General features: G+C 69.4%; 17 protein-coding genes. 14 read left to right on the top strand and 3 right to left on the bottom strand.

All coding sequences use genetic code 11. The features are described 5' to 3' along the window. Window positions 1-33 precede the first annotated feature (33 nt). The 14 genes from KME78_RS50870 to KME78_RS50805 all read left to right on the top strand — a co-directional run bounded on the left by KME78_RS50870 (window position 34) and on the right by KME78_RS50805 (window position 15679). Window positions 34-870: an alpha/beta fold hydrolase gene (locus tag KME78_RS50870; protein ID WP_246654081.1), complete on the top strand. Its 837-nt coding sequence runs from the start codon at window positions 34-36 to the stop codon at window positions 868-870. 100 nt (window positions 871-970) lie between these two features. Next, window positions 971-1123, top strand: a complete 153-nt coding sequence (locus tag KME78_RS50865; RefSeq protein WP_219537235.1) for a hypothetical protein — start codon at window positions 971-973, stop codon at window positions 1121-1123. A 445-nt stretch (window positions 1124-1568) separates the two neighbouring features. Next, window positions 1569-1784, top strand: a complete 216-nt coding sequence (locus KME78_RS50860; RefSeq protein WP_219537234.1) for a hypothetical protein — start codon at window positions 1569-1571, stop codon at window positions 1782-1784. A gap of 701 nt (window positions 1785-2485) precedes the next feature. Then, a complete protein-coding gene (locus KME78_RS50855) occupies window positions 2486-4393 on the top strand; it encodes a PP2C family protein-serine/threonine phosphatase (RefSeq protein ID WP_308127437.1) in 1908 nt (635 codons plus the stop codon). 262 nt (window positions 4394-4655) lie between these two features. Continuing rightward, a complete protein-coding gene (locus KME78_RS66765; RefSeq protein WP_219537232.1) occupies window positions 4656-6161 on the top strand; it encodes a rhamnulokinase in 1506 nt (501 codons plus the stop codon). Then, window positions 6154-6939: a DeoR/GlpR family DNA-binding transcription regulator gene (locus tag KME78_RS50845; protein ID WP_219537231.1), complete on the top strand. Its 786-nt coding sequence runs from the start codon at window positions 6154-6156 to the stop codon at window positions 6937-6939. Before KME78_RS66765 ends, KME78_RS50845 begins: the two co-directional genes overlap by 8 nt. A 238-nt stretch (window positions 6940-7177) precedes the next feature. Continuing rightward, window positions 7178-8242, top strand: coding sequence for an ABC transporter substrate-binding protein (locus KME78_RS50840; protein WP_219537230.1), 1065 nt, complete (start codon window positions 7178-7180; stop codon window positions 8240-8242). Between the two features lie 50 nt (window positions 8243-8292). Next, window positions 8293-9837 carry a sugar ABC transporter ATP-binding protein gene (locus tag KME78_RS50835; RefSeq protein WP_219537229.1) on the top strand — a complete coding sequence of 515 codons (1545 nt, stop codon included), beginning with the start codon at window positions 8293-8295 and terminating at the stop codon, window positions 9835-9837. Beyond that, window positions 9830-10819 (top strand): ABC transporter permease, encoded by a 990-nt coding sequence (locus tag KME78_RS50830; protein ID WP_246654070.1) that lies wholly within the window; start codon window positions 9830-9832, stop codon window positions 10817-10819. The genes KME78_RS50835 and KME78_RS50830 overlap by 8 nt, the downstream gene beginning before the upstream one ends. Next, a complete protein-coding gene (locus tag KME78_RS50825) occupies window positions 10816-11826 on the top strand; it encodes an ABC transporter permease (protein WP_308127436.1) in 1011 nt (336 codons plus the stop codon). Before KME78_RS50830 ends, KME78_RS50825 begins: the two co-directional genes overlap by 4 nt. Next, window positions 11823-12917 (top strand): Gfo/Idh/MocA family protein, encoded by a 1095-nt coding sequence (locus tag KME78_RS65420; protein ID WP_219537228.1) that lies wholly within the window; start codon window positions 11823-11825, stop codon window positions 12915-12917. Before KME78_RS50825 ends, KME78_RS65420 begins: the two co-directional genes overlap by 4 nt. Beyond that, window positions 12914-13927, top strand: coding sequence for an ABC transporter permease (locus tag KME78_RS50815; protein ID WP_219537227.1), 1014 nt, complete (start codon window positions 12914-12916; stop codon window positions 13925-13927). Before KME78_RS65420 ends, KME78_RS50815 begins: the two co-directional genes overlap by 4 nt. Continuing rightward, complete coding sequence (locus tag KME78_RS50810) at window positions 13924-14673, top strand: ATP-binding cassette domain-containing protein (protein ID WP_219537226.1); 750 nt, start codon at window positions 13924-13926, stop codon at window positions 14671-14673. Before KME78_RS50815 ends, KME78_RS50810 begins: the two co-directional genes overlap by 4 nt. 49 nt (window positions 14674-14722) lie before the next feature. Beyond that, complete coding sequence (locus tag KME78_RS50805; RefSeq protein ID WP_219537225.1) at window positions 14723-15679, top strand: sugar ABC transporter substrate-binding protein; 957 nt, start codon at window positions 14723-14725, stop codon at window positions 15677-15679. Between the two features lie 574 nt (window positions 15680-16253). Here KME78_RS50805 and KME78_RS50800 read toward each other — a convergent pair. From KME78_RS50800 to KME78_RS50790, 3 genes are read right to left on the bottom strand one after another with little or no spacing between them, the layout of a single operon-like run. Next, complete coding sequence (locus tag KME78_RS50800; protein WP_219537224.1) at window positions 16254-16961, bottom strand: sulfotransferase family protein; 708 nt, start codon at window positions 16959-16961, stop codon at window positions 16254-16256. Between the two features lies 1 nt (window position 16962). Next, complete coding sequence (locus tag KME78_RS50795) at window positions 16963-17139, bottom strand: hypothetical protein (protein ID WP_219537223.1); 177 nt, start codon at window positions 17137-17139, stop codon at window positions 16963-16965. A gap of 24 nt (window positions 17140-17163) precedes the next feature. Continuing rightward, window positions 17164-17391 carry a DUF6223 family protein gene (locus KME78_RS50790; protein WP_219537222.1) on the bottom strand — a complete coding sequence of 76 codons (228 nt, stop codon included), beginning with the start codon at window positions 17389-17391 and terminating at the stop codon, window positions 17164-17166. Window positions 17392-17537: the final 146 nt, after the last annotated feature.

Genomic DNA, 17537 nt, shown 5'->3' with positions numbered 1-17537 from the left:
GATCTGATCCTGGCCTGTGTAGGCGCGAAACCGTTGGAATACCGGATACACGGCGACGGCCCCGGCACGATCCTGATCTTCCACGGCGGTCACGTGCGGGCGGAGCTGGCCTTGGGCGAGGACGTCTTCACCGACGCGGGATTCAGGGTGCTCATCCCCTCGCGTCCCGGCTACGGACGTACCCCATTGACCGCGGGCGCCACGGTGGCGGACTTCACCGATGCCATCGCGGCCCTGTGCCGGGATCTGGGAGTCGATCAGGTCGCCGCGGTGGTCGGCATCTCCGCCGGCGGACGTACCGCGCTGACCATGGCGGCCCGCCATCCAGACCTCGTACAGCGGGTGATTCTGGAAAGCTCAGTCGGTTTCCTGCCCTGGCCCGACCGGCGCACCCGCATCGGCGGACGGATCGTGTTCCATCCCAGGGTCGAAGCCGTCACCTGGGCACTCGTGCGCAGGGCCATCCGCTTCGCGCCGGGGCCAGCCTTGCGGCTGCTCACGCGCGACCTGTCCCTGCTTCCCGTCAACCAGGTGCTGGCGCAGCTGAGCACCGCCGACCACGCCACGCTGACCGACCTGTACGCCTCCATGCGCTCGGGCCGCGGCTTCGTCGCCGACATGCTCCCGGTGGCCGACTGCACCGCCCGCATCGGCCAGCCCACCCTGGTCATCGCCACCCGCAACGACCGCTCCGTGCCCTTCGCCCACGCCCAATCCCTGGCCGCGGCGATATCACGCGCCGAACTGGTGGAAAGCCGCGCCGACAGCCACATGATCTGGTTCAGCTCCGACTATCCCGCCATCGCCGCCCAGATACGCGCGTTCCTCCTCGCCGATCACAACACCGCTAGCGAGCACGTGAACGCGTAGCGTGACGCGGCAGTTGACCGGCGACAACAATCGCCGACCAGGCTTCCCCACACACCCGCAGGAACCATCCACGAACGTCAAGATCGGAGACGGTGGAGCGATGCCGGTCATCGAGGTCGACGGGGGCGTCAAGCGCTACCGCGACGTGACCGCGGTCGACGACGTCAGCCTGCAGGTACAACCGGGACAGGTCTACGCCCTGCTCCGCCTCAAGGCCGTGATGGCGAGGACCGCGTCGCGGAACGCGACGTAGTTGTACGGAACTGCCTGGGTCTCGAGGATAACGAGCGGATCGATCGTTATCCGGGGTGGCCAGGGGTTGCTCATCGTGCCACCGCCTTCATGGCATAGCCCAGGTGGACAGTGCCGCGCATCAGCGCGGATCGATGAAAGGACTTCTTGGCACGCTTGCCGTCCGAGAGCCCCGCCGCCGACTTCGGGTCGTGAGGTATCCACGCCAGCACCGGCAGGTCGAAGAGCGCTCTGCTGATCTCCTTGAGGGTGTACGGCCGTCACCGACGACGCGGAGCCCGACAGCGAGATCGGCACCGACCGGGCGTCCCAGTGTGTCGAGACGGGGGCGCGCCTGAGCGACATGTCGCAGTGTCGGACACCAGCATGACCGCCATGTCAGAGGCCGAGATCAGGTTGGCCGGGGTGTCGGATCCACCAAACACGGCCTGCCTTGGAGCGATGCGTTGGCGAACCTCGACCGGGCTCAGTTTCCAATGTTCGGCCATCTGATCCCATATGGTGACACGATCTTCAATCATCGGCAGATCGATACCCCGCTGGACGAACTACCACGACTCCCCGCAGGGCTGATCACCGACGCCTTCGCCGAAGCGCTCCGCGAGCTGTGCAGCTTCGCCCAAGAGGCACCACACCGCTATCTGTGGTTCGTCAGAGACTGACACGCCCCCACCGGAGCTGCGTGAACAGTCCGAATCCCACCAGCGCGGAGCGAAGTCTGGTTCCTCTGGGCTCGCGAAATGAAACGGGATATCGAACCGTTCCGCCAGTCTTCGCCCGATAGTGATGGCTTCCCGAGCCTCTGGCCACGGAGGGACCTCGCCGTTGAATAGACGAAGGCAGGAGGCCGAAAACAGCACCAACACGCCCACCCTGCTGGCCAGTCCCGACGCGCCCCAGCACCCCGACGCTACGATCTCCCGCAACCGGCGGGCGGTCAACGGGAGCGATCGACCCGTTCGCGCTCAAGATTGCTCATATAGCGGCACCGCTGCCTGATGAGCTGGGCAGCAGCCTCTTGCCCACAAACACACCGACCAAATCAAAACGCATTCTTTAGGCGCTCAATGAACGTCTGCACGTACTTTGAGCCGCATGGGCTGGATCGAACGCTTGTCAGACTTCTCGTTCGGCAACCGGGAACGCTGTGGCAGGACCGCAGGGTAGCCGCTCGATCCCGGGCGCGGCGGTGGACTCGTCTCGCCTGGACGATCTGCTGATTGAAGCCGTGTTCAGCGCCGGGGCCCATTTCGGCATCGTGTATGTCCTGGACCCAAGCCGTCAGCTCCTGCAGATGGAGACGACGATAGGGCTTCCTGCCGCTATCACCCGAACCTGGTCCAGAATCAGGACAAATGATTGCGTGCCCGTTGCGGTCTCGGTGCGTGAACGGCGGCTGACCTGGCTCAGCGACCGGGTGGACCTGGCCCGCGAGTTCCCGGCGGCGGCACTGTCATTGCCGTACCACTTCGCGATGGCCGCATCCCCGGTCTGCTCCGGTGGTGCCATCTGGGGCGGGTTCGTCCTGGGGTGGCCTACAGGAGGCGAGTCCGGGCTCACCCGGTGTCAGCTCGACGTCATCGACGACACCTGCGCCACAATGGGCGACCTGCTTCGCCGGGCGAGTGAGCGAGGCCGGCCGATCATCCCCAAGCCCTCGCCCCGGATCTTGGACCCCATCCAGGCTCACCAGCCGTGGCCGTACGCCGGACTGACAGCGCTGGCGTGTCTCAACTGCCTGCCCGAGGGCTACTGTCACCTGGACACGCACGAGCGCGTGACCCTTGTCACGGCGCCGGCCGCGGAGTTGCTGGCTGCGAAGGCGTCCGAGATGGTCGGCCAACGCCTGGGCGCGGCGCTGCCCTGGCTGGACGATCCCATCTATGAAGACCACTACCGGACCGCGATCGTCAGCCACCGGGCCACCCAGTTCGCGGCCCGCCGCCCCGACGGGCGGCGGCTGTTGTTCCAGTGCTATCCGAGCCTGCCCGGTATCACCCTGCGGATCACGCCCACCACCACGTCCGAGGCTCCCGTTGAGGATGACGACCGGCGTCCGCGGGTGATCGGGCTACACGGCATGCTGCACCTGGCGGTCTCCCTGGCACGGGCGATGACCGCGCAGGATGTGGTGGACCTGGTGGCCGACCACGTCATGCCGGTGTGCGACGCCCAGGCGATGGCCATCCTCACCTGGGACAGCGGCCGGATGCGCGTGGTCGCCTCACGCGGCTACAGCAGGCAGGGCCTGGAGGGGTTCAACGGCCGCCCGGTGGTTCATCCGGTCCGCTGGGCGCGCGGCTATGACGAGGGCAGAGCGGCGTTCTACGCCAGCTGGGAGGAGTTCCGCCAGACCTACCCCGACGCCATACGCATCGACAACATGGGCGCCTGGGCGCTGCTGCCGCTGGTCGCTCAGGGGCGGTCCATCGGCACATGCGTTATCGCCTACGACCGTCCCCATCAGTTCAGCGACAGCGAGCAGGCCATGTTGACCGCGCTCGGCGGGCTGATCATCCAGGCGTTCGAGCGTGCCTGGCTCTACGACAACAAGCACCAGTTCGCCGAGTGCCTGCAGGCAAGCCTGTTGCCGCACGCGTTGCCCCGGATCCCCGGCCTGGACGTGGCCGCCCGGTATGTGGCCGCCACCCCAGGCATGGACATCGGCGGAGACTTCTACGACCTGATCCGCCTCAGCGACAGTACGGCCGCGGCCGTCATCGGCGACGTGCAGGGCCACGACATGACCGCCGCCGCGCTCATGGGCCAGGTACGCACCGCCATCCGCGCCCACGCCACCGCCGGCGCCGACCCGGGCGAGGTGCTCGCGCACACCAACCGGCTGCTCACTGAGCTGGCCACCGACCGCTTCACCAGCTGCCTGTACGTCAGCTTCGACCCGCGTCGGCGCGCTGTCGGCCTGGCCAGCGCGGGGCACCCGCCGCCGGTGCTCGGCCTGCTCGGCGCCCCGGCCGAGGTCATCGACACCTCCCCCGGCCTGCTGCTCGGCATCGACCCCGACGCCGAATACGTCACCACGGACCTGAACATGCCACCCGGCGCGGTCCTGGTCCTCTACACCGACGGCCTCATCGAACAACCCGGCCGCGACCTCGGCGAGTCCATCGCCGAGCTGGCCGCCCGTTTCACTCCCGCCCCCGGCCAGGCCCTGAATGACCTGGCGGAGTCGCTCATCGGTCCGATCACGAACGAGCAGCGTACTGACGACACCGCTCTTCTCCTCCTGCGGAACACCCCGACACCCCGATGACCGTCGGCGGGGATATCCCTCCAGGGTGTGAAAACGCTCTCGTACCGCGCGGAGGGTCGAGTCAAAGGTGCGCTTCAGTTCAGCGTGGCGTCGTCGTACCCGTGGCCAGGCACATGGGGGCGGGGCCTGCGCGGCGGTCTGGCGGGCGGCCTCTTCCAGCGTCGGCGTGTCGCCCGGGCCGCCGGGACCCGTGGTCGCAGCCGCCTTCGAACCGTGACCTTGTGGCGCTTTCCGGGAGCCGTAACCGGAATAGGCTCGGCCTGTGCCCACTTACGTCGCCGTGGACCTCGGGGCCGAGAGCGGCCGGGTGCTCGCGGGCGAGTTCGACGGCGAGCGTCTCGTGGTGAGCGAGGCCCACCGCTTTCCCAACGTGCCGGTCCGCATTCTCGGCGGGCTCCACTGGGACGTTCAGCGCCTGCTGGCGGAGGCGCGTGCCGGAATCGGGCGCGTCGTCGGCGAGCACCGGGTCGTCAGCGTGGGCGTGGACGCATGGGGCAACGACTTCGGGCTGCTTGACCGCGACCAGCGGCTCGTGGCCAACCCCCGCCACCATCGCGACCCGTACACCGCCGACCTGACCGCCCTGGTCTCCTCTCAAGAGCACTACGAGGTGACGGGTGTGCAGCCGTTGCCCATCAACACCTCGTGCCAGCTGCTCGCGCACGCCGGGTCGCCGCTGCTGGACGCCGCCGATCGGCTGGTGATGTTACCGGACCTGTTCACCCTCTGGCTGAGCGGCGAGACGCTCAGCGAGCGGACGATCGCGAGCACCAGCCAGCTCCTGGACGCCCGGACCGGCCGCTGGGCCGACGACCTCATCGCCCGGCTCGGGCTGCCGTCGCGTCTGTTCCGTGGGGAAATCGTCGAGCCCGGCACGGTCGCCGGGCCGCTGCGGGACGAATCCGGCCGGCCAGGCAAGGCCGTCGTGGTCGCCGTGGCCGGTCATGACACCGCGTCGGCGGTTGCGGCGCTCCCCGTCGTCTCCGGTCCGAGCGGTTCCTCTGGCGTGGTCGCGTACGTCTCCTGCGGCACGTGGTCGCTCGTCGGTGTGGAGACGGCCGGGCCCATCACCACCCCGGAGTCCCGGCTCGCCGGGTTCACCAACGAGGGTGGCGTGCTCGGCACCGTGCGGTTCCTGCGCAATCTCAACGGCCTGTGGCTGCTCCAGGAGTGCCGCCGGGCCTGGGGGACCCGCGCTACGTATGCGGACCTGGTCGCCGAGGCCGCGACCGCGCCCGCCTTCGGCCCGCTGATCGACCCCGCTCACTTGGGTTTCCTCAAGCCGGAGGACATGCCGGGCCGGGTCGCGGCGTTCTGCCGCGCGACGGGCCAGCCGGTGCCCGGGGGCCGGGCCGCGACGGTGCGGTGCATCCTGGAGAGCCTGGCGTGCTCCTACCGCCTGGTTCTGGAGCAGGCCGAGAAGCTGACGGGCCGCCGGGTCGAGGTCGTGCATCTCGTCGGTGGCGGCGCCGCCAGCGACACACTCTGCCGGCTCACCGCGGACATCGGCGGGCGGCCCGTGCTCGCGGGGCCGGTCGAGGCGACCGGCATCGGCAATCTTCTCGTCCAGGTCATGGCCCACGAGGGCATCGGTTCCCTTGGAGAGCTGCGCGAGGTGGTCCGCCGGTCGTTCCCGCCCCGGGTGTACATGCCGGCCGACGAGCGTGAGCCGTACGATGCGGCGTACGCCCGATTTCAGCGATTGACCGCTGTTGACAACTTCTGGAGTAAAGTAGCATCCCAGAGGAGCCCTACCAGAGATGGGTGAGCCCGGTCCCATGCTGATCGCAGAGCGGCGACGCCGCATCCTGGAGCACGTGCACGAGCACGGATACGCCTCATTCCAGGAGCTGGCCGGCGCGCTCGGCACGTCGGAGTCCACTGTCCGGCGTGACCTGCGGTCGCTGGTGGGCGAGGGCCTGCTGCATGCCACCCGGGGCGGCGTGACGCAGCCCGTCCTGTCCGCGGCGTCGCGCCCGGCTCTCCCGGACGTGGTGGCGGCCGAGCGCGAGGCCATCGCCGACCACGCCGCCACGCTCGTGGAGCCCGGCACCGCCGTCCTGCTCGGTCCCGGGCGGACCACCGCGGCGCTGGCCCGCCGGCTCGCCAAGCTGCCGTCCCTCACCGTCGTCACCAACTCCACCCTGGTGGTCGAGGCGCTCATGGACGCGCCCCACGTCGAAGTCGTCGCGGTGGGCGGCACGCTGCGCCGATCCATCCACGCCTTCGTAGGGCCGATCACCGAGCAGCACCTGGCGGGCCTGCGCGGCGCGCAGACCTTCCTGTCAGGCGACGGCGTCACCCCCGAGAGGGGACTGACCACGCCCAACGTCTTCGCCGCCGCCACCGACCAGGCTTTCGCCGCGGCGGGCCGCGAGGTCGTCGTCCTCGCCGACCACTCCAAGATCGGTCATGACACGATGTGCCAGACCGTGGCCACCGCGCGCATGAAGGTCCTGGTCACGGACTCGAAGACCGATCCCGTCATGGTTGACCGGCTCGTCCAGGCACAGGTCGACGTGCACATCGCTGACATGAACCGATGAATCTTGACCTGAATTGACAGGTCTCACTGGCGCATAGCCCGCCGAATATAGCCACCTCCCCACCGCTGCGGCATATGGCCAGGTCGCGCGCGCGAGGTCACGCGACATCACATGACATTCGCCGACGCATATTGACACACCCGCGTCCGCCGTGACTATGATCCCTCCAAGTTCCTGTCAAAAGTAGGCAAATCTTGGCAGTGGATGGGTTCGTTCCCTCGGAAGGAGGGGTTACGTGATGCCCTGCAGAGCAATGGCCACAGCCGTCGTGGGCCTGCTGGCGCTCACGCTGAGCGCCTGCACCAAGTCGGTCGGCGACGGCCCCGCGGACGTCGGCGCGTCCGCGCAGCAGCAGGTGGAGGCGACCTCTGGAGGTGCGTCGCTGTGCGCTCCAGAGCGATACAACGGCGGTGTGCCCAAGCTCGATCTGAAGAACGTCACCGTGGGGTTCGCGCAGTCGGAGAAGGAGGCGAACCCGTTCCGGATCACCGAGACGCAGTCGATCAAGGACGAGGCCGCGCGGCGAGGCATCAAGCTGATCACGACGAACGCGCAGTCGGACCTCAACAAGGAGATCGCCGACATCCAGGGCATGATCGCCCAGGGCGCCAAGGTCCTGATCATCTCCCCGCTCAACTCCGAAGGGCTCGACCCCGCGCTCAAGGCGGCCCAGGATGCCAAAGTCCCGATCATGACGATCGACCGGCTGCTCACCACCAAAAAGGCCTGCGTCGACTACGTCGGCTGGATCGGCTCCGACTTCGTCAAGCAGGGTGCCCGAGCCGCCGATGCGATGATCACCGCGACGGGAGACAAGGGAGAGGTCGCGATCCTGCTCGGAGCCTCAGGGGTGAACGTCACCGTCGACCGGACCAAAGGGTTCAAGGATCAGCTCGCCGCGAAGGGCTCGGCGCTGAAGGTCGTGGCCGAGCAGACCGGCGACTTCACCCGTGAGAAGGGCCGCGCGGTCACCGAGCAGCTCATCTCCGCCAACCCCGGCATCAGCGCCATCTACGCGGAGAACGACGAGATGGCCCTCGGCGCCGTCGCCGCGCTCAAGGCGGCGGGCAAGAAGCCGGGAGACGTGAAGATCGTCACGATCGACGGCACTCGCGGCGCGGTCCAGGGCATCGTCGACGGCTGGATCGCCGCGGTCATCGAGTCGAACCCACGATTCGGGCCGCTGGCCTTCCAGGCGCTCGAGGACTTCTACGCCGGCAAGGGCGTACCGGCGAAGACGATCATCTCCGACAAGGAATACACCCCCGGAAATGCCAAGGTCGAGCTGCCCAACGCCTACTGAGCCCGGGGGCGGCCCGGACTGCCGCCCTCACGACGTCCGGGAGCGGGCACATGAATGAAGTGGTGTGCGAGGCGCATGCCATCTCCAAGCGGTTCGGCGGGACCCTCGCCCTCGACCGCGTCTCGTTGCGGCTCGACGCCGGTGAGGCCCACGCGCTGGTGGGGGAGAACGGGGCGGGGAAGTCCACGTTGATCAAGGTGCTCACCGGGGTGCACAGGCCTGACGGTGGCACGATCCGCCACCTCGGCCGTCCGGTGTCCTTCTCCGGGCCCGCCGGCGCTCAGGACGCCGGGATCAGCACCATCTACCAGGAGGTGGAGCTCGCCCCGCTGCTGAGTGTGGCCGACAACCTCTTCCTCGGCAGGGAGCCGATCACTCGCTTGGGGCTGCTCGACCGGTCGCGGCTGCGGAGGGAAGCCACCGAGGTCCTCGCCCGGTACGGCGTCGCCGTGGACGTCCGCCGGCCACTCGGCCAGTTCGGTCTCGGCATCCGGCAGATGGTGGCGATCGCCCGTGCGGTCAGTGCCCGCGCCCGGTTGGTGATCATGGATGAGCCGACCTCCTCACTGGCCCCACGTGAGGTGGACCGGCTCGCGCATGTCATCGAGGTGCTGCGTGAGCAGGGCATCGCGATCCTCTACGTCACGCACAAGCTGGATGAGGTCTTCCGCGTCTGCCAGCGGGTGAGCGTCCTGCGTGACGGCCGTCTGGTCCGCACCGGTCTCGTCCGGGAGACCTCCCGCATCGGACTGGTCGCCGCGATGCTCGGCCGGCCGGTGGCCGAGGTGCGCCGCCACGGCGTGACGAGCTTCGGAGAGGCCCACGAGGTGGGCCGCGCCGCGCCGGTTCTGCGGGCCGAGTCGCTGGTGCGCGAGCACGCTCTGCACGGCGTCTCCGTCGAGGTACGCCCGGGTGAGGTGGTGGGACTCGCGGGCTTGCTCGGCTCCGGCCGGTCGGAAACGGTGAGAGCGGTGTTCGGCGCCGACCCCCTCGACGCCGGATGGGTGGAGGTGGCGGGGCGCGCCCGCCGGCGCTGGAACCCTGCCATCGCGATCCGCTCGGGTGTCTGCATGGTGCCGGAGGACCGCAAGGCCGAAGGGATCGTGCCGGGGCTGTCGGTCCGTGACAACATCACGCTGGCGGCGCTGCCCCGCCTCACCCGGGGCGGGCTGGTGTCCCGCCGGGCGCGGGACCGCATCGTCGACGCATTCGTCCGCCGCCTCGGGATCAAGGTGTCCTCGCCCGACCAGAAGGTGGGCGAGCTGTCCGGAGGCAACCAGCAGAAGGTGCTGCTCGCCCGCATGCTCTGTCTCCATCCCGTGGTGCTGATCCTCGACGAGCCGACACGGGGCATCGACATCGGCGCCAAGGCGGAGATTCAGGCGCTCATCGACGAGCTTGCTCATGAGGGCCTCGGCGTGCTGCTGGTTGCGGAGTTGGAGGAGATCGCGGAGGGTGCCGACACCGTCGTGGTCCTGCGGGACGGGACCGCGGCCGGTGTGCTGCGCGGCGCGGAGATCGGCGAGCGGCCGATCATGGAGCTGATCGCCGCGGCCGACTCGGATGGATCTGCCGGCGGGCGGTTCGATGACTGAGCCGCTCAGCGGGACTCCCGCGCCCACCCCCACTCGCATGGCCGGCCGCACGGGCGCGGCGGGGCGGGTGACCTGGTTGTCCGATTACGGGGTTTACCTCGCCCTCGGCGTCCTGCTGTCGTTCAACCTGGTGTTCACGCCGAACTTCGCCACGGTCGCGAACCTACGGCTCCAGCTCGTCCAGGTTGCCCCTGTGGCCATCGTCGCCCTCGGCATGGCACTGGTGATCGGCACCGGAGGCATCGACCTGTCGGTCGGCTCCACGATGGCCATCGCGGCGGCGTTGCTGCCGCTCTACCTCGGCTACGGGCCCTGGCCCGCCATCGCCGTCGCAGTGCTCGCCGGTGCGGCCGTGGGACTCGTGAACGGCGGGCTGGTCGCCTACGGCATCCAGCCGATCGTCGCCACTCTCGGGCTGCTCGTAGCCGGACGGGGGGTGGCGCTCGTGCTCGCGGACGGCCGACTCGTCGAGATCTTCGACCCCACGCTGGCCGCCATCGGCGGCGGGCAGGTGCTGGGGGTCCCACTGGCCGTGCTCATGGCTCTGACGGTCGCCGCCGCCGCCGGGTTCGTCCTGCGCCGCGCCGCGTTCGGCCGCAGGCTGCTGGCCGTGGGAGGCAACCGGCCCGCGGCGCTCCTGGCCGGCCTGCCCGTACGGCGGACACTGGTCACCGTCTATGTGATCAGTGGGGTGCTCGCAGCCATGGCCGGAGTGCTGACGACCGGGCGGCAGAGCGCGAGCGACCCCTCGTTCACCGGGCTGCTGATCGAGCTGAGCGCCATCACCGCCGTGGTCGTGGGGGGCACGCCCCTTGCCGGAGGCCGCGTCCGGATCCTCGGCACGCTGATGGGGGCGCTGCTGATGCAGCTCATCATCGCCACGGTCATCCAGCACGACCTGCACGACTCGACCGCCCGGATGATCCAGGCGGCGATCATCGTGGCCGCTGTGTACGCGCAGCGGGACAGGAGCGGGACGTGACGACCGGACAGGCCGAGCGCGCCGCACCCCTCTCGCCGGCCGCCGGCACCGGGCGGACGTGGGTGGCGGCACTCGCCCGGCGGCACGGGGCCACCCTGGTGCTCGGCCTCGTGATCCTCCTCGGGTCGCTGACCTTCGGTTCGAGCTTCACCGGCCCGGGGAACCTCGGCGCCATCGCGCTGGACGCCTCCTACCTGCTGCTGGCCGCGACAGGCATGACGTTCGTGATCCTCTCCGGCGGGATCGACCTGTCCGTCGGGTCCGTTCTCGCATTGTCCGGTGTCCTGGCAGCGTACGGCTCCCGCTGGGGGACGGCGGGCGCGGTCCTGCTGCCCCTGGCGGTCTGCGGGCTGATCGGCCTGGTGAACGGGCTGCTGGTCGGGCGGGCCCGGCTCGCGCCGTTCGTCGTCACCCTGGCGACGCTGCTGTTCGCCCGAGGGCTGGCCTTCGCGGTCTCACAGGAGGGCAACCAGGTCTACATCATCCCCGCCGACCTGGCCCTTACCCGGATCGGGCAGGCCACTGTTCTCGGCGTCGGCGTCCCGGTGCTCATCGCCCTCGCGGTCTTCGCCGTGGCCGGCGTGGTGCTCAACCGCACCCGGTTCGGCCTGCGGGTCTTCGCCGCCGGGAACGGGGACGGGCACGCCGCCGAGCTCATGGGACTCCCCGTGGCCCGCATCCGGGTCCGCGTCTACGTACTGAGTTCCCTGCTGGCCGGCCTCGCCGGAGTCCTCATCGCCGCACAGACCGCCTCCGGGCTGCCCACCCTCGGCGAAGGCAGGGAACTGGAGGCCATCGCGGCCGTCGTGATCGGCGGCACGCTGCTCACCGGCGGCGCCGGATCGCTCGGGGGGACCCTCGCGGGCGTGCTGCTGCTCAAGGTGATCCAGAACCTGATCAACCAGGTGGGCACGCTCAGCTCCGCCTACCAGCAGGTGGTCAGCGGCACCTTCCTCGTCCTGGTCGTACTCGTCCAGGCCGCCCTGGCAAGGAGGAGACGACAGTGAACGTCAAGCGGACCAGGGTCGCCGTGGTCGGCACCGGCGACTGGTGGGGCTTCCACCACGCACGCGTGTTCTCCGGCCGCGAGGACGCCGAGCTGCGCGCCATCGTGGGGCGGACCGAGAAGCGCACCGTTGAGCGCGCCCGACGGTTCGGCGTGCGCCCCTATCTCGACGTGGAGGAGATGATCGCCCGGGAGCGGCCCGACCTGATCTCCGTGTGCCTGCCGAACGAAGGCCATTTCGCCACCACCCGCCTGCTGGTCGAGGCAGGGATTCCGCTGCTGGTCGAGAAGCCGCTGGTCTTCTCGCTCGACGAGGCGGACGTCCTGATCGCCGAGGCCGAGTCCCGCCGGCTCTTCTTCGCCATCAACTTCAACCACCGCTACGCCCGTCCCGTGCGACTGGCGGCGGCGGCGATCGAGCGCGGCGAGCTGGGCCGGCTCATCTTCGCGACCTGGCGATTCGGCGGAGAGGCGGGCACCAGCCAGCACCCCCACGCCAACCTCATCGAGACCCAGTGCCACGGTTTCGACATGGTCGAGCACCTGTGCGGCCCCATCGCGTCCGTGACGGCCCAGATGACCGGCGGGCCGCCGTACACGACGATGGCGATCGCTGTACGGTTCGCGAGCGGGGCGGTGGGGACGCTTCTCGGCACGTACGACTCGTCGTACACCTATCCGGGGACCCACCTGCTGGAGATCAACGGCACCGGCGGCCGGATCCTCGTCGAGGACACCGTCCGCCGCTACACCTACACGCCGGCCGGGGACGAGACGAGCCGGGTGTGGCAGGCGGGCTACTTCAACGACGCCGACCGGGGCTTCCACGCCACCTTCGACCGGCACGTCGACGAGGTTCTCGCCGCCCTGCGCGCCGGCGACCCGCCGCCCGTCCACGCGCGCGCCGGTCGTCGCGCGCTCGCGCTCGCCCACGCCGTGATCCGCTCGTACGAGTCAGGGACGCGGGTGGAGACCGCCCCCAGCGAATCCCTGTCGGCCGGGAGCCTGGACGTATCCCCGGACACCCCATCCGGCCGGGTGCGGACCCCTTTGCCGGCCACTCACGACGACCCGTCCGGAGCGGTGACGTGACCGCCGAGGCCGGGGCCCTGCGCCGCCTGGGCAGCGATCCACTGCGGCTCACGCTGCTGGCCATCCGGCTCGGCCCGGCGCTGATCCTGCTGTTCCTCGTCGTGATCATGAGCATGTTGTCACCCGCGTTCCTCACCGTGCTCAACCTGGGCAACGTGCTGGCGCAGAGCGCGGTGATCGCGGTGCTCGCCATCGGGCAACTCCTGGTGATCCTCACCAGGGGGATCGACCTGTCCGTGGGATCGACGCTGGCGCTCGCCTCCGTGACCGGGGCCCTTGTCTACTCCGCCGCACCGTCCGGACCGGTTGTCGTCCTCGCCATGCTGGCCACCGGCATGGCGGTCGGCGCGATCAACGGCATGGGTTACGTCCTGGGCCGGCTGCCCCACCCCTTCATCATCACGCTCGCCACCCTGAGCGCGGGGCGGGGCCTCGCCCTGTGGCTGTCGGGCGGGCAACCGCAGCAGGGCATGCCCGAGATCGTCCAGGCGATGGGCGGCGGCTCGGCAGGCTGGCTGCCGTATTCGGCCTTCCTGGTCGCCGCAGTGGCGCTGGCCGTCGTCCTGCTCACCAAGCGGATGGTGTGGGGGCGCTGGATCTACGCCGTCGGCGGGAACCCGGAGGCAGCCCGGCGGGCGGCGATCCCCGTCGACCGGGTGGTGATCTCGGTGTACGTCCTGAGCGGCCTGGCCGCCGGGATCGCCGCGATCGTCACCTCCGGCCGACTCAACGCCGGCTCCCCGACCTTCGGCGACCTGGCCGAGCTCGACTCGATCGCCGCCGTGGTCATAGGGGGTGCGAGCTTCCTCGGCGGCCGGGGCGGCGTAGGCAACGCTCTCGTGGGGGCACTCATGATCGGAATCATCCGGAACGGCATGAACCTGCTCGACGTCGACGCTTTTCTGCAGCCGATCGTCATCGGCGTCGTCATCGTCATGGCCGTCGAGTCCGACGTCGTCCGCGGGCGGCTGGAAAACCGCTTCCGCATCGCGCGGGCGGCGCGGTCATGACGCCCGTCCTGGCCGTTCGCGGCGCCACCAAGCGCTTCGGCGCCGTTCTCGCCCTCGACGGCGTGGATCTGGAGGTGTTCCCCGGCGAGGTGCTCGCCCTCCTCGGCGACAACGGGGCGGGAAAGTCCACGCTGATCAAGTGCATCAGCGGCGTGCACCGGCTGGACGCGGGATCCATCGAGATGGACGGGGTCGCGGTGACGATGGGCTCGCCCGCCGCCGCCCGAGCCCTCGGGGTCGAGACCGTCTACCAGGACCTCGCGCTGTTCGACAATCTGGATCCCGCCGCGAACTTCTACGCCGGGCGGGAGTCCTCCGGGCCACGCTGGCTTCCCCATGGCTTGCGGCTGCTGCGCCGACGCGACATGTCCCGGGCCACGGCCGAGTTGCTGGAACGCCTCCAGGTGGGGATCGCCGACCTCCATGCCACGGTCGGTCTGATGTCCGGAGGCCAGCGGCAAGCCATCGCCGTGGCCAGGGCCGCGGCGTTCGCGTCGAAGGTCGTGATCCTCGACGAGCCGACGGCAGCGCTCGGGCTGCGCGAGTCGCGGCGGGTGCTCGACCTCATCCTGCGCCTACGCGAGGAGGGCCACGCCGTCATTGTCATCTCCCATGCCATGGATCACGTGATCGAGATCGCCGACCGAGCCGCGGTGCTGCGGCGCGGTCGCAAAGTCGGCGAGATGAGGCCTACGCCGGACAACCAGCAGGCGCTCGTCTCGCTCATCGTCGGAGGCGAGTCGTGACCTCCCTCCGGCGTTCCGCACCACCGCTCTCCAGAAAGAGATGAGAACGATGGCACCACACCTTCGGTCAGCCTCGCTGGTCCTCGCGCTGGCGCTCTGTCTCGGCGCCTGCTCCCCCGGCTCCGGTACGTCCACGACCGGGGCGTCTCCCGGCACCACCGAACCGATCAAGGTTGGATTTATCACGAAGTTCCCGGTCGACTTCTACGACACCATGGTCGACGCGGTGAAGACCTGGCACCGCGACCACCCAGACGTCGAGGTCCTCTTCGGCCAGGGCAAGAGCGGCACGGACGACGAAGGCGAGACGGCCCAGATCGAGTCGATGCTCGCCAAGGGGGTCAAGGCCATCGCGATCACGCCGACCAGCCCCAACCTCCAGAACGTTCTGCAGAAGGCCGTGGCTGCCGGGGTCAAGGTCGTCCTGGTGGACAACGACATCCCCGGCTGGGCAGGTAAGTCGTCGGTGGTGGCGACCGACAATCTCGCGGGCGGCAAGCTGGCGGGCGCCTGGCTCGCCAAGCACGTCAAGCCCGGCTCCACGATCGCCGTACTGCAGGGGCGGCTTGGCAACCCCTCGCTCGACGACCGCGTCACCGGCATGCTGGCCACGCTCGGTGACGGCGTCGCCGTGGTCGCCAAACCCGCCACCGACTGCGACCAGACCAAGGGGCTCAACGCCGCCCAGGACATCCTGGCCGCTCATCCCGGCATCGCCGCCATCTATGGGGCCTGCGGGCCGCCGATCCTCGGCGCCCTCCAGGCTGTCAAGTCCGCCGGCAAGAAGCCGGGCGAGCTCGTACTGGTGGGCTTCGACGCCTCACCGGGCGAGCTGAAGGCCATCGTCGCAGGCGAGGTCGCGGCGTCGGTCGCCCAGTTCCCCGCCAAGATGGGCTCGGTCGGTATCGAGACCGCGGTCGCCGCGGCTCGGGGCCAGAATGTCCCGGCGATCATCGACACCGGCACCGAGATGGTGACGAACGAGAACGTGGCGGGCTTCCAGTGACGCGGCTGGAGGCCGACGACATCGCGATCACTGCCCGCTGAACTGCTGCCCGCACCAGGTGGAACCCGCGCCATTTCCGAGTAGGACCAGCCCCGGTGCCTGCACCGGGCAGAAAGGCACCGCAGCGTTGGCGGGCAGCGCCTGCCGCACCCGGGAGCGGCAGGCCGCGCAGCGAGTACGGTGAACGTCACCCCAGAGGGGTCGTGGGTTCCTTGAAGTTCGCCGGTGAGGAGTTCCAGGCCGACGTCCCGGCGGCCGTGAGGGAGTCGAGCTGGGTATCCAGCGGCTGCCGCACCGTTGAGGCGCGGGCGTAATCGAATCGCCCTTCATGATGATCTGTCCGGCCGGATCGGCTTGACGGAGCCCCGCCCCCGGTGGAGGCGCCGGGAATCGGGGCTTTCGTCGTCAGGAACGCCTCCAGGGCTGGCCGATGTCGCGGTACTCCTCCACGGGGATGGGCGTGACGCCCTCGCGCATGCGGCTGGTGTGCAGGCTGTCGTGCAGGTGACATCGTCGTGGGCGACCTCCGTGCCCCTCCGCAGGACGGTCCTGTGGAAAGGCGCGGTGATGCCGTTCAGTCGTGGGTGCCGGAAATGAAAGCCGAGTCGATGCTGCCATCGGTCAGCAGCTGTTGCAGCGCGCGCCGCATGGTCTCGGAGTCGTTGAGGTGCGGGAACGGCTCGCCGGCGGGGGCGTTGACACCCAGGAACCGGCAGAGCGGCTCCCAGCCCTCGCGGACGTCGAACACCAGGAGACGATCCGCGGGCAGGCTCTTCTGGACTACGGCCACGTAACGGTGATAAGCCGCTGTCGCGATCTCTTCGTCGGGCATGCCCCGCTGGAAGTCCCAGGTGTCGCCGAAGATGGACTCTCCGATGCGATCGAGAACCGGGAGGAGCCTCTCCATGGTCCTGAGCAGCGCCGCCGCCGCTTCAGGCAGATCTGGCGGCACGTCCCGGCGGGTGGCGATCAGAGTCTGCATGCTGACATACCAGCGATGCGGATCGCGGACGGTCAGGATGACCTTCGCGTCCGGGTAGAGCTCCGCCTGCTCGCGCCAGAAGAAACTGGCCGGCCAGTCCTGGGTGGATCGGTAGCCGTCGAGCACGCTGTCCCAGTCCAGCGGCAGGCCGGAGGCGGCGGGTAGCCACCGGTCGACGTGGTCGGGATTGCTCCCGATTTCGGCCATGTGGTAGCAGGGACCGAATCCCAGCCTTTCCAACGCGGCCTTCATCGATCTGGTTCCGGTACGCGGCAATCCCGCGCCGATCACGTGTAACACGTCAGCCTCCTGCTGCTGCGGCCGCGGCGTTCACCTTTCGGCAGACGTTGACCACGGCCTTGGCGTAGATGTCGGTTTGGTAGGACAGCCGCGCTTGATGATGTGTGGAGCTGCCTGCCTGTACGAACAAGATCACGAGAAGTGGCGGCCGTTCGATGATCGAGGCGTGTACGGTCATCAGGGCCTCGATCTCGCGCTTGTATCAGCCGCTCAGCTCGGTGCGGCGGGAGCGGGCCAGGGCCAGCCCGCCGATGACCACGCCGGTCAGCCCGAGCAGCGCGGCCACCAGGGACCACAGACGCCCGGTGGTCAGGGTGTAGGCGCTGACAGGGTCCGGCTGGGTCAAGACGTGCGCGGCCGCCGGTGTGGCAAGCGCGGCGATTGCCGGCGGGACGCTTACCGCTGCGGTAAGCAGGTGACGTACGGACATGTGGTGCTCCTTCCTTCCTGCGACTGGATGTCGTCTGAGCATGTCCGCTGGACCCGCCGCGGGTCGTCCCGCGTACGAGGGCAATGTGTGCTGCCGCCGATACGGCAGCCTGCTGCCGCATCGGCGGGAGGGGGGGGGGGGGGAAC

It is taken from the genome of Nonomuraea guangzhouensis (genome assembly GCF_019396345.1).
Taxonomy (GTDB): domain Bacteria; phylum Actinomycetota; class Actinomycetes; order Streptosporangiales; family Streptosporangiaceae; genus Nonomuraea; species Nonomuraea guangzhouensis.
Note: the sequence above shows the minus strand (reverse complement) of the source record. Positions and strands in the feature narration are given on the sequence as shown.